Source organism: Pseudomonas sp. RGB (assembly GCF_007713445.1).
GTDB lineage: Bacteria > Pseudomonadota > Gammaproteobacteria > Pseudomonadales > Pseudomonadaceae > Aquipseudomonas.
Window position 1 is genome coordinate 313851 of record NZ_VMSH01000007.1, and the last position, 11824, is coordinate 325674.

Annotated in this window: 10 protein-coding genes and 1 pseudogene; 7 read left to right on the forward strand and 4 right to left on the reverse strand. The window is 62.1% G+C overall.

What is annotated here, in order from left to right:
* The first annotated feature begins 110 nt into the window (after positions 1–110).
* Positions 111–2762 (forward strand): sensor histidine kinase KdpD, encoded by a 2652-nt coding sequence (locus FPT15_RS17570; RefSeq protein WP_145163190.1) that lies wholly within the window; start codon positions 111–113, stop codon positions 2760–2762.
* Between the two features lie 37 nt (positions 2763–2799).
* Positions 2800–3489, forward strand: coding sequence for a response regulator (locus FPT15_RS17575; protein WP_106576848.1), 690 nt, complete (start codon positions 2800–2802; stop codon positions 3487–3489).
* Positions 3490–3611: 122 nt separating this feature from the next.
* Here FPT15_RS17575 and FPT15_RS17580 read toward each other — a convergent pair whose 3' ends face one another.
* A complete protein-coding gene (locus FPT15_RS17580) occupies positions 3612–4649 on the reverse strand; it encodes a patatin-like phospholipase family protein (RefSeq protein ID WP_145163192.1) in 1038 nt (345 codons plus the stop codon).
* A gap of 215 nt (positions 4650–4864) precedes the next feature.
* Here FPT15_RS17580 and FPT15_RS17585 point away from each other — a divergent pair, with 215 nt between their 5' ends.
* The 3 genes from FPT15_RS17585 to FPT15_RS17595 all read left to right on the forward strand — a co-directional run bounded on the left by FPT15_RS17585 (position 4865) and on the right by FPT15_RS17595 (position 6835).
* Positions 4865–5143 (forward strand): hypothetical protein, encoded by a 279-nt coding sequence (locus tag FPT15_RS17585; protein WP_010176194.1) that lies wholly within the window; start codon positions 4865–4867, stop codon positions 5141–5143.
* A 43-nt stretch (positions 5144–5186) separates the two neighbouring features.
* On the forward strand, positions 5187–5948 hold the full coding sequence (locus FPT15_RS17590) for a CHAD domain-containing protein (protein WP_145163194.1): 762 nt from the start codon (positions 5187–5189) through the stop codon (positions 5946–5948).
* 89 nt (positions 5949–6037) lie between these two features.
* Complete coding sequence (locus FPT15_RS17595; RefSeq protein WP_145163196.1) at positions 6038–6835, forward strand: acyl-CoA thioesterase II; 798 nt, start codon at positions 6038–6040, stop codon at positions 6833–6835.
* 6 nt (positions 6836–6841) lie between these two features.
* On the opposite strand, the pseudogene FPT15_RS17600 reads toward FPT15_RS17595, so the two are convergent.
* The 3 genes and pseudogenes from FPT15_RS17600 to FPT15_RS17610 form a co-directional block, all read right to left on the reverse strand.
* Positions 6842–7090 (reverse strand): annotated as a pseudogene (locus FPT15_RS17600) (terminase); the annotation flags it as partial.
* A 109-nt stretch (positions 7091–7199) separates the two neighbouring features.
* Positions 7200–8681 (reverse strand): methyl-accepting chemotaxis protein, encoded by a 1482-nt coding sequence (locus FPT15_RS17605; protein WP_145163198.1) that lies wholly within the window; start codon positions 8679–8681, stop codon positions 7200–7202.
* A gap of 96 nt (positions 8682–8777) precedes the next feature.
* On the reverse strand, positions 8778–9584 hold the full coding sequence (locus tag FPT15_RS17610; protein ID WP_145163200.1) for a TatD family hydrolase: 807 nt from the start codon (positions 9582–9584) through the stop codon (positions 8778–8780).
* 235 nt (positions 9585–9819) lie between these two features.
* Between FPT15_RS17610 and FPT15_RS17615 the strand changes: the two genes are divergently transcribed.
* Together FPT15_RS17615 and FPT15_RS17620 are read left to right on the forward strand one after the other, a co-directional pair.
* Positions 9820–11241, forward strand: a complete 1422-nt coding sequence (locus tag FPT15_RS17615) for a transglycosylase SLT domain-containing protein (protein ID WP_145163202.1) — start codon at positions 9820–9822, stop codon at positions 11239–11241.
* A gap of 104 nt (positions 11242–11345) precedes the next feature.
* Positions 11346–11780 (forward strand): DoxX family protein, encoded by a 435-nt coding sequence (locus FPT15_RS17620; RefSeq protein ID WP_145163204.1) that lies wholly within the window; start codon positions 11346–11348, stop codon positions 11778–11780.
* Positions 11781–11824: the final 44 nt, after the last annotated feature.

The following is an 11824-nucleotide window of genomic DNA, read 5'->3' on the forward strand; positions in this document are numbered from 1 at the left end:
CGCGCGCAAGCCCGGCTCCCACAGGGGAATGCACTCCAACTGTGGTAGCGGGCTTGCCCGCGATGGCGGCCTGAAGGACTCCAAATAAACACCTGAAGGAACCGCAACGCATGAGCGACTCCGGCCGCGCCGACGCCCTGTTAGCCGATCTGCCCCGGGACGGCCGTGGCCGGCTCAAAGTCTTTCTCGGCGCCGCGCCGGGCGTGGGCAAGACCTACGCCATGCTCCAGGCCGCCCACACCCAGCTGCGCCAGGGCGTGCGGCTGATCGCCGGGGTGGTCGAAACCCACGGCCGCGCCGAGACCGAGGCCTTGCTCAGCGGCTTGCCGCAGCAACCGTTGGTGCGCACCGAATACCGCGGCGTGATGCTCGAAGAAATGGACCTGGACGGCCTGCTCGCCGCCAAGCCCAAGCTGGTGCTGGTCGACGAACTGGCCCACAGCAACGCCCCCGGCAGCCGGCATGAAAAACGCTGGCAGGACATTCAGGAACTGCTCGCCGCCGGCATCAATGTGTTCACCACGGTCAACGTCCAGCACCTGGAAAGCCTCAACGATCAAGTGCGCGGGATCACCGGCGTGCAAGTGCGCGAAACCCTGCCGGACTGGGTGCTGCAAGAGGCGGACGAGTTGCTGCTGATCGACCTGCCATCGCGCGAGCTGCTGGAGCGTCTGCGCGACGGCAAGGTGTACGTGCCGGAGCAGGCCCGTGCGGCCATCGACGCGTTTTTCACCCAGACCAACCTGATGGCCCTGCGCGAACTGGCGATGCAGACCGCCGCCGCCCACGTCGATGACGACCTGGCCCAGGGCTATCGGCAACTGGGCCAGGCTGCGCCGGCGGTGCGCGGCCGCTTGTTGGTGGGCGTGGATGGCGATGCGCAGGCCGAACGCCTGGTGCGTCACGCCAGCCGCGTCGCTCAACGCCGACATTTGCCCTGGAGCCTGGTGCATATCGACAACGGCCGTGCGCGCGATGAGCAAGCGCGCCTGCGCCTGCAAAACGCCCAGCAACTGGCCGAGCGCCTTGGCGGCGAAGTGGTGTTGCTGCGGGCGGGCGAGGTGGCGAAGACGCTGATCCAGCATGCCGCCGAACGCCGCGCGAGCCTGCTGCTGGTCGGGCAGTCGCGCATGCGTTGGCGGCGTCGGTTGTTCGGCGGTGGGCTGGCGGCGCGCTTGCTGCGCAATGCGCGCGGTCTGGAAATCAACGTCCTCGACAGCGACGACGTGCCCGCACCGCCGCGACTGCCGGATGTGCGCGGGTTGGTGTGGTTCGATTATGGCCTGGCAGTCGTCGCGACGATCGTGGCGGCGGCGCTGGCCTGGGCGGTGGCCAGCGTGTTGCCGCTGCCGAATATCTCGCTGGTGTTTCTCGCGGCGGTATTGCTGGTGGGCGTGCGCAGCAGCCTGGGGCCGTCGCTGGTGTGTGCGGCGCTGTCGTTTCTGACCTACGATTTTCTGTTTATTCCGCCGAATTTCTCCTTCGCCATCCAGCGTGAAGAGGACGTGTTGACGCTGCTGTTCTTTCTGCTGATGGCGGCGTTGACCGGCAACCTGGCCGCGCGTCAGCGTCGGCAGCTGCAGGCCTTGCGCGATACTCAGGAAGAGACCAGCGAACTGCTCGATCTGTCGCGCAAACTCACCGCCGCCACCGATCGCCAGGCGGTGATCAGTGCGGCGGCCCATCATCTGGAAGGCTGGAGCGATCTGGAGCTTTGCCTGGTCAATCGGGACGCGCATGGCGATTGGCAGGTCGAGACCGGTTCACCGCTGAACCTCACAGAAGCCGAACGCGCCGCCGCCGATTGGGCCTGGCAGCACGATCAACCGGCCGGCATGGGCACCGGCACGTTGCCGTTCGGGCGCTGGTGGTGGTGGCCGCTGTCGGGCGAGGAGGGGCCGCTGGGTTTGCTTGGCGTGAGCCCCAAACCGGGCCTGGAGCTGAGCGGGCAGCGTCGTCGCCTGCTCACCGCATTGAGCCAGCCGCTGGCCCAGGCCTTGGCTCGGGCGCAATTGGCGCAGGAACTTGAATCCGCGCGCTTGCATGGCGAAACCGAGCAACTGCGCAGCGCCTTGCTGGCCTCTGTGTCCCACGACTTGCGTACGCCGTTGACGTCCATGCGCGGCAGCATCGACAGCCTGTTGGCGCTCGGCGAGGCGATTCCTCTGGAGGATCGCCGCGAATTGCTCGAGGGCACCCGCGATGAAGCCGAGCGCCTGGACCGCTATATCCAGAACTTGCTGGACATGACGCGCCTGGGCCACGGTGCGCTGAAACTGGCGCGTGATTGGGTTTCGCCCGGCGATATCGTCGGCAGCGCCCTAGGCCGTTTGCGCGCGGTGCTGGCGCCGCTGCAGGTCAAGACTGACGTGCCGGCCGAGTTGCCGTTGCTGTATGTGCACGCCGCCTTGATCGAACAGGCGCTGGTCAACGTGCTGGAAAACGCCGCACGTTTCTCACCCGCCCAAGGCCGTTTGGAGGTGAGCGCGGGCGTGGCGGATGACCAATTGTTTTTTGCGGTGGCCGATGAAGGGCCGGGGATTCCCGAAGACGAGCGCGCGAAGATTTTCGATATGTTCTACACCGCCGCCCGCGGTGATCGCGGCGGGCAGGGCACGGGCCTGGGCCTGGCGATTTGCCAGGGCATGGTTGGCGCACACGGTGGGCGTATCAGCGTCGCCGAGGGCATTGAAGGGCGGGGCACGTGCATCACCTTGTTCCTGCCGTTGCCGACTCAGCCTGGCCTGGAACGCGAGGCTTGAGCTACCCTCTTTTTTCCACGGATTTTGATTGGACACCATGAGCCAGACCGCGACGATTTTAGTCATTGATGACGAACCGCAGATTCGCAAATTCCTGCGCATCAGCCTGGCCTCCCAGGGCTACAAGGTGATCGAGGCCGGCACCGGTAACGAGGGCCTGGCCCAAGCGGCATTGAGCAAACCGGATTTGCTGGTGCTCGACCTCGGCCTGCCCGACATGGACGGCCAACAAGTGCTGCGCGAGTTTCGCGAGTGGTCGACGGTGCCGGTGCTGGTGCTGTCGGTGCGCGCCAGTGAAGTGCAGAAGGTCGAGGCCCTGGATGGCGGCGCGAATGATTACGTGACCAAGCCTTTTGGCATCCAGGAATTTCTCGCCCGCGTGCGCGCATTACTGCGCCAGGCCCCGGCGGGGGAGGCTCAGGAAGCGGCCTTGAGTTTTGGCCCGCTGACGGTGGACCTGGCCTATCGCCGCGTGCTGCTGGACGGTGCCGAAGTGGCGCTGACCCGCAAGGAGTACGCGGTACTGGCGCAACTGGCGCGGCATCCGGGGCGGGTAATCACCCAACAACAACTGCTCAAGGATATCTGGGGGCCGACCCACACTGAAGACAGTCACTACCTGCGCATTGTGGTGGGGCATTTGCGGCAGAAGTTGGCGGATGACCCGACTCAGCCACGGTTTATCGTGACCGAGGCGGGGGTTGGGTATCGGTTGTTGAATGCCTGAGTTTGGCGGCGCCCGTGCAGGCCTCATCGCAGGCAAGCCAGCTCCCACCATTGAATGTGTTCACAGATCAGAATGTGGGAGCGGGCTTGCCCGCGATAGCGCCATCAGCCACAGCACACATTTCAGCCCTGCTCACTCTCATACTTGTCCAACGTATCCCTGGCAATTTCCCGTCCCAAAGCGATCAACTCCGGCGCTTTGTAAAACTCGAAAAACCGGCACACCCGCTTTGGCACGTTGATCAGCACATCCGGCGGGTAACCGGCGATCTTGTACTGCGCCAGCGATGTCTGCATCACCTCGAAACTCTGGTTGATCAGGTCCAGCAGGGACGCCGGGCCGACGTTGTCGATGATGAACGAACCGGTCGCCGACTTTGGCGCCCCGGCTTCCTCCGGCGCCGCCGCGGGTTGCTGGGATTCTGGTTCGGCCGATTCCAGCCATGGGTTGATCTCAGCTGTCTGAGCGTGCAAAGCCTCCTGCTCAAGCTTCATTAACTGTTCAGCTTGTTTGCGGCGAAACGGCAGGTGTGAACCCAACGACTTGGCCAAGCTGTTGAAGCGACTCTTGAACGCCGGCGGACGCTGGATCACGGGCAGTTGGTAATGTTTTTGGTTGGTGGCGTTGAGGTTGACCGCGATGATCAAGTCGCAGTGGCTCGACACCACCGGCACGATCGGCAGTGGGTTGAGCAGGCCGCCGTCCACCAGCATACGGTTGCCCTGCATCACGGGTGTGAACAGGCTTGGAATCGCCGCGGAGGCGCGCATGGCCTGGTGCAGGCAACCTTCCTGAAACCAGATTTCCTGCTGGTTGGTCAGGTCGGTCGCTACGGCGGTGTAGGGAATGCGCAGTTCTTCGATGTTGATCTCGCCGACGATCTTGCGGATCTGGCCGAAGACTTTTTCGCCACGAATCGCACCCAGGCGGAAGCTTACGTCGACCAGGCGCAGTACATCGAGGTAGTCGAGGCTTTCGATCCAGTTGCGGTACTCGTCAAGCTTGCCGGCTGCATAGATCCCACCCACCACGGCGCCCATGGAGCAACCGGCGATACAGGCAATGTCGTAGCCGCGCCGTTCGATCTCCTCGATCACGCCGATATGGGCATAACCGCGGGCTCCACCGGAGCCCAGCACCAAGGCAACACGTTTCTTCATGGTCCATGTCCTTCACAAAGCAGGTGCCCACAATGCACCCATTGAGGGGCAAGCTTCAATCTTCGCCGGGGGCTGTAATATTTTTCCAGGATCAGCGCAGTGCTCGGGTATGCTCTGACGATAGGCGCTCTGATTTCAGGCTGCGAACAAGGCACTTTTCCTTGTAGGCAACGTCTACACCCTACGACTGTTTTTCTTTATTTGAGGTGTCATCGATGAAAGCCTGGATGTGTGTGCCTGTGATTGTGTTGGCCCTGGCCGGCTGTGCCGGGAAAACCGCATACCGCGACAGCTGTGGCACGCAACTGGATGCCGCGTGGCACGAGCTGGACCTGGCCAAGGCTGAAGGTTTTGCCGGCACCGTGAGCTACTCCAAGGCATTGTCCTTGTTGACTGGCGCCAAGACCCAGCAGCAATTCGAAGCGTTTGAAGGCTGCTCCAACAAGGCCGAAAAGGCGCGGTTCTATATTCGTGAGTCGCGCGCCGGACGTTAATTTCTAGCGTCAAACAGGATTCTCATCGTCAAGGGAGGAAGGCATGTCAGCTTTGGTCGATCAGTTAGTCGCTCAGGTCATTGGCCTGGAAGTAGGGTTACTGAGCTGCCAGGCTCGCCTCGCCGCGGTCACCGACGATGAAGCCCTGCATGACCTGCGCACCACCGTGCGGCGCCTGCGCAGTTTGTTGCGCCCGTTGCGCGGGTTGCCGGGAGTCGAACAACTCGAATTGGCCGCCAGCACAGTCGGCCAAATGACTACGCCGCTACGCGACCGTGAGGTCCTGGCGGCGTATCTGCATCAGCACGGCTATCACCAGGCCGCTGAACGGCGCCTGCGCCTGCAACCCGACGCCTATCGCCAGGTGGCGCAGAGCCCGGAAGTGGCGCACCTGTTGCAAATTCTCGATGCGTTCCCACGCTTTATCCGGGCTTCGCAGCATCAGAAACTGCTCAAGGGCCTACGCCCGCGCATCGAGAAGCGCTTGGGCAAGCAATGGCACAAACTCGGTGATGCCCTCAAAGACCCAACCCATGATCGCCATCGCCTGCGGTTGCTGATCAAGCGTGTGCGCTACGCCGCCGAGGCCTACCCCGAACTGGACAAACTGCCTGCCAAAGCCATGTCGCGCCTCAAACAAGCCCAGGGCGCTCTGGGCGATTGGCACGACTGCTGGCAATGGCTGGCGCAGGCCGGGCACCAAGCGGATTTGCAACCGTGCGTGCCGGTCTGGCATCGCACCATGAGCAAGGCAGAAGGCCAGGCGGATCGGGTGCTGGACAAACTCAGCGCGGATTGTTTCTAGGCCGGTCCGGTTTTTGGCCGGAATGGGCGCTGTACCTCACCGGCTCGATGGTTAAGATCCCTCATCGGTTTTCTTGATGTGAGGTCGCCATGCGCTTTAGTGATTTGCTCGACGCAGCCCGTAACAACCCGTTGGACGTGACCATCCCCGCCGAATGGGCTCAGGGCCGCGCGACCTTTGGTGGCCTGGTTGCCGCGTTGCAGTACGAAGCCCTGCGCGCCCAAGTGCCGGCAGATCGACCCCTGCGATCTTTGGCCATCACCTTTGTCGGCCCCGTTGCGCCGGATGTGCCGGCCAGTTATCAAGTCGAAGTGTTGCGCGAAGGCAAGGCCGTCAGCCAGTTGCTTGGCCGCGTGGTGCAAAACGGTGAAGTAGCGACGCTGGTGCAGGCCAGCTTTGGCGCGCCGCGTGAGTCAGTGATTGAAGTCGCAAGCGAGGCGCCGCCTAGGTTCAAACACTGGGATGAATGCCAGGAGCTGCCCTACATCAAGGGCGTGACACCCGAGTTCATGCGCCACTTGGCGATGCGCTGGAGCGTCGGTGGGTTGCCGTTCACCGGCAATAAATCGCGCGACATGGGCGGTTGGGTGCGCCTGCGCGGGGACGTCAAGGAAGAGCCGCTGACCGAGGCGCATATCCTCGCATTGGTCGATGCCTGGCCCCCGGCCTTGCTTCCGCACCTGACCCAACCGGCGCCGGGCAGCACGCTGACCTGGACCATTGAATTTATCCAGCCGCTGCAAGACCTGACCACTCTCGACTGGTGCCAGTACTACGTCAACATCGAACACGCCCGCGACGGCTACGGCCATGCCGCGGCCGCGCTCTGGAGCCCGGCCGGCGAGTTGATCGCCATCAGCCGCCAGACCGTGGTGGTCTTCGCCTGAACCTCAGAACCGCTGGCTGCCTTGCGCTTCCAGTTTGCGACCGTGGCGCTGAAGCGCCACGCCTGCCAACACGCCGATCACGCCGACGGCAAAACTGGCCAGGCTCAGGCTGAACACGCCGGATGCCATCAGCAGAAAACCGATGATCAGCAGCGGCACCGCAATTAACTGCAGCCCCAGGTTGGTCGGGTGCTGATGGGTTTGTGGGTGAGTGCGCCATTGCCAGGCGGGAAAGTTGGGGTGACGTTTGCCCATGATGATGAATCCTCTGTCCGTTGAAACAACTTGAACAAAGTTTAGATCGCGGGCGGGCGGGGCGGCGAATCAAGGCTGGCTATGGGGGCTATAGCCAACCTTGTTTGGTTTACAACTTCAACTGCCCAATCGCCTTGCTCAATTCCCCGGCCAACGTCGCCAGCTCATTGCTGGTGGTCGCTGAATCCACGGTCTGCTGCACCGTGTTTTCGGTCACATCACGAATGCTCACCACGGCGCGGTTCATCTCTTCGGCGACATGGCTTTGCTGTTCGGCCGCCACGGCGATCTGGGTGTTGCTTTCGCGCATCTGCGCCACGGCGCCGGTGATTTCGGCGAGAGCCGCGCCGGCTTCCTGGGCTTGCTGTACGCAGTCGTCGGCCTTGAACGAGCTTTCCTGCATGAAGTCCACCGCGTCGCGGGTGCCGGCCTGCAGCGCCGAGACCATGTGGGTGATTTCGTCGGTGGAGCTTTGCACGCGTTTGGCCAGGTTGCGCACTTCGTCGGCGACCACGGCGAAACCACGGCCCATTTCGCCGGCGCGGGCGGCTTCGATGGCGGCGTTGAGGGCGAGCAGGTTGGTCTGTTCGGCGATGCTGTGGATCACGCCGACCACGCCGTTGATTTTCTGGCTGTCCTCGGCGAGCTTCTGAATCATCTCGGCAGTCTGTTGCACGCCGGTGGAAAGCCCGGCAATCGAACGCTGTACCCGGCTGACCACTTCCTGGCCGCTGCCGGCGAGGGTGTCGGCGGTTTGGGACAGGTCGCGAGTGGCGCCGGCGTGCTGGGCGATGTGGTAGACGGTGGCGGTCATCTCATTGATCGCGGTAGCGGCCTGATCGGTTTCGCTTTGCTGGCCGAGCATGCCGTGTTGCACCTCGTTCATGCTGCTGGCCAGGCGCGCGGCGCCATCGTCCAATTGCTGCGCGGTGTGTGCCACGGTGCTGACCACCCGCTGGTAGCCGGCTTGCATGGCGTTGAAGGCGCTGGCCATCTGGCCGACTTCGTCCTTGCAGGCCAGGGGTACGCGGGCCGAAAGGTCGCCGGTTTTCTCGACGTGCAGCATCACATCCTTGAGGGTGTTGAGTTGGCTGAGCAAAAAGCGGATCAGCAGTTGCGAGGCACCGAGCATCGCCAGCATCAGGATCAACACCGCCACCGCGTAGTTGGCGAAGCGTTCGCCGAACACTTGGCTCAGGCTGCGTCCGTAGGCCAGCACGGCGACCTGCTGGCCGTCGGCACGCGCGATCACGTTGGCACCGATCAGCGGGTTTTCACCGAACAACGGCATGTGATTGAGCTCGACCCAACCGCTGGCGTTGCCCAGGGCTGACAGATCCTGATCGGCCAGCTGTGGGACTTGTCCACGGGTAAACGTCAGCCAATGCTCGCCCTTGGGCAATGGCTTGTCGGCGGGCCAGGCACTCAGCAACCGCGCCTGCGCCTGTGCCGAAGCCTGGGAGGCATCGCTGCGCGCCTGTTGCTCGAGTTGCACGGCGTAGAGCACGAGCAACAAGGTGGTGATGAAGGCGACCGCGTTGACGGCCCAGAATTTGTATTTCAGCGAGATATTGCTAAGCCAGGCACCCATGGAAGGTTTTCTCTGATAGCGGAAACAGCATTGGCAAGGTGCCATTATTGTGCCGCTACTCAGGAAGCCGGTTTTGACATGGGTCAATGCGCCGCATTAATCCACTTGAGGCAAACCAAAAAACGCGCGCGAACAGGCGGTGCTGTGTGCAGCCAAGTCTTCCAGGGTTTCGTTGCGGTGCAGGGCGACTTCGCGCAGTACTTCCGGCAAGTAGGCCGGTTCATTGCGGCCGTTTTTCGGCTTGGGCCGCAGCGTGCGCGGCAGCAGGTAGGGCGCGTCGCTTTCCAGCATCAGACGGCCACGTGGGATTTCCCTGACCAGCGGGTGCAGGTGCGTCCCACGGCGCTCGTCGCAGATCCAGCCGGTGATGCCGATATGCAAGTCGAGGTCGAGGTAGCTGAACAGCGCCGATTGTTCGCCGGTGAAGCAATGCACCACGGCGGCGCTCAGGTGGTCGCGGTAATCCTTGAGGATCTCCAGCAAGCGCTGGTTGGCGTCGCGCTCGTGGAGAAACACTGGCAGTTTCAGCTCGACGGCCAGTGCCAGGTGTTCTTCGAGGACTTTTTCCTGTTGTGGGCGCGGGGAAAAATCGCGGTTGAAATCCAACCCGCATTCGCCCACTGCACGCACGCGGCTTTCGCTGATCAAACCCCGCAATTGCCGCGCGCTGTCGCCGTTCCAATCGCTGGCGGAGTGGGGATGAATGCCGGCGGTGCTGAACAGGCGCTGGCCGCTGTCATCGAGTTTTATGCAAAGCTCCAAAGCCTGCTCGCTGCCTTCGACACTGGTGCCGGTGAGCACCAATTGCTGCACGCCGGCGGCATAGGCACGGTCGAGAACGGCCTGGTGCCTCTCGTCGAAACTGGGGTTGGTCAGGTTGACGCCGATATCAATGAGTTGCATGGTGCTATCTCCGCCTGCGGCCGGAAAGCATATCAGAGCTGTAGATTTATAAGAAAAACGAAGAACTACAACAAGTTATAGCTGTCTTTGAACGTCGCAAGTGACATTGTGGTCGGTCGTACGCCTTCCTCCATGCCACCGTTGCGCGCCTTGCCAGCGCATAAAGCGCTCTGTTTCTGACCTCCAGCCCTTCGCCTTTCGCAGGGTGCTGGCCAGTATTCTTTCCGGAGAGCGGATGATCCGACCCTCGGCGTTGCTTGTGTTGTGCCTGACGTTACTGCTGCCCATGGCGGCGGTCGCACGTCTGGATGGGCCGCTGGAAGTGACCAAGCCCGGCAAGGTACGCGACCTGGCGCAGATTCGCTCCAGTCGCACGCTGCGTGTGCTGGTCAACCAGAGCCGTAACAGTTCCGGTGAGGTTCAGGGCCAGGCCATCGGTGTTGAGTACCATCGCCTGCGCGCCTTCGAGCAATACCTGAACGGCCACGCCCGTGACGGCGAAGAAATCACTCTCAAAATTATCCCGAAAGCCAAGGACCAACTGCTCGGCGCGTTGGCCCGTGGTGAAGGCGACCTGGTGGCTCCCGGTGAATTGCTTGATGTGAAGGCTGCGCACAAGATCAGCACCAGCGACCCGATTGCCAGTGATGTACCGTTGTGGCTGGTTGGCGTGAAGGGCGAGCGACGCTTTACCAAGTTGGAGCAGTTATCCGGGCGCACACTGGCCCTGACTACCGGCAGTGCAGCGGCGGATGCGATCAATCAGGTCAACCAGCAACTGGCCCTGCACAAGCGACCGCCGGTGAAGGTGGAATGGGTCGATCCGACCTTGGCGGTGGAAGATGTATTGGAGATGGTCCAGGCCGGGATCTTCCACCTCACCATCGTCGAGAAACCCATTGCCGAACGCTGGTCGAAAATCCTGCCCAAGCTGCGCTTTGATCGGCAAGTGGCAATCAGCGAGCCGGGCGATGAGTACTGGTTTGTGCGCCAGGATGCCTCAATGCTGCGGGCCAGTATTGACCGTTTCCTCAAGACCTACCGAACCCCGGCCGACCAGGACGTGGCATTCCAGCGTATCTACCGACGCCTTTATCAAGTGCGCAATCCACTGGCTCGCGCCGACCGTCAGCGCCTGGAGAAACTGCGCCCGGTGCTGCAAAAGCATGCGCGAGAGCAGGGCATGGACTGGTTGAACCTGGCGGCGCTGGCGTTCAAGGAGTCGGCGCTGGACCCCGGCGCGCGCAACAGTGGCGGCCCGACCGGGCTGATGCAGATCACGCCTTCGGCGGCGCAGCGAGTGGGCGTCAACAATATCGAGAGTCTGGACAGTAATGTGCAAGCGGGCGCCCGGTATCTGGCGATGATCCGTCGCAAGTTCTTCGCCAGCCCCAAGCTTAACGAGCGCGAGCGTATGGCCTTCGTGCTGGCGGCTTACAACATGGGGCCGGAGCGGGTGCAAGGCATGCGGGCCGAGGCTCGGCGCCGCGGTCTGAACCCCAACCAATGGTTCTTCCAGGTCGAGCGTATTGCCATGGAGCAAGTGGGCATGGCTGGCGTCAGCTATGTTAATAGCGTGAACAAGTACTACTTGGCGTTTGATCGGGAGCGGGAGTCTCTGGAACCGTCAACGCCAAAACTTGCCTCGCGTAAATAATCGGATTTATAGATGATTATTAAGCGATTTTTGCGCTTTTATCATTGCCTTATCCGATTAATATAGCGGCCAACCCATCCCCTACTTGGAAAAGGATTAGCACCATGAGCCCACTGATCAACCGTATCCTGTCTACCCGCGCTGGTTATGGCCTGACCATCCTGCGAATTTTTGTCGGCATCATCTTCGCTGCCCATGGTTCGCAAAAACTCTTTGGCTGGTTTGGTGGCTACGGCCTGGCGGGCACTGCGCAGTATATGGAAAGCCTTGGGCTGACTCCGGGCACCTTGATGGCGGTGTTGTCGGGCGGCACGGAATTCTTCGCCGGCCTGGCGTTGATCATCGGTTTGCTGGCGCGCCCGGCGGCCTTGGGCCTGACCTTCCTGTCGCTGGTGGCAATCTTCTCGGTGCATATTCATAACGGGCTGTTCATGGCCAACAACGGTTATGAATTTGCCCTCGCCTTGCTCGGCGGCTCTTTGGCGGTACTGCTGGAAGGGGCGGGCAAATTGTCTGCCGACCGCGCCATCGCCCGCTGATACTCAGATAAAACCCGGAAAAAGCCCGCCCTGTGCGGGCTTTT

Excerpts from the sequence above, each read along its gene's own strand:
- FPT15_RS17590 (WP_145163194.1), top strand. The coding sequence starts at position 5,187 with ATGTCAGCTTTGGTCGATCAGTTAGTCGCTCAGGTCATTGGCCTGGAA.
- FPT15_RS17605 (WP_145163198.1), bottom strand. The coding sequence starts at position 8,681 with ATGGGTGCCTGGCTTAGCAATATCTCGCTGAAATACAAATTCTGGGCC.
- FPT15_RS17615 (WP_145163202.1), top strand. The coding sequence starts at position 9,820 with ATGATCCGACCCTCGGCGTTGCTTGTGTTGTGCCTGACGTTACTGCTG.
- FPT15_RS17620 (WP_145163204.1), top strand. The coding sequence starts at position 11,346 with ATGAGCCCACTGATCAACCGTATCCTGTCTACCCGCGCTGGTTATGGC.
- FPT15_RS17575 (WP_106576848.1), top strand. The coding sequence starts at position 2,800 with ATGAGCCAGACCGCGACGATTTTAGTCATTGATGACGAACCGCAGATT.
- FPT15_RS17585 (WP_010176194.1), top strand. The coding sequence starts at position 4,865 with ATGAAAGCCTGGATGTGTGTGCCTGTGATTGTGTTGGCCCTGGCCGGC.
- FPT15_RS17580 (WP_145163192.1), bottom strand. The coding sequence starts at position 4,649 with ATGAAGAAACGTGTTGCCTTGGTGCTGGGCTCCGGTGGAGCCCGCGGT.
- FPT15_RS17595 (WP_145163196.1), top strand. The coding sequence starts at position 6,038 with ATGCGCTTTAGTGATTTGCTCGACGCAGCCCGTAACAACCCGTTGGAC.
- FPT15_RS17570 (WP_145163190.1), top strand. The coding sequence starts at position 111 with ATGAGCGACTCCGGCCGCGCCGACGCCCTGTTAGCCGATCTGCCCCGG.
- FPT15_RS17610 (WP_145163200.1), bottom strand. The coding sequence starts at position 9,584 with ATGCAACTCATTGATATCGGCGTCAACCTGACCAACCCCAGTTTCGAC.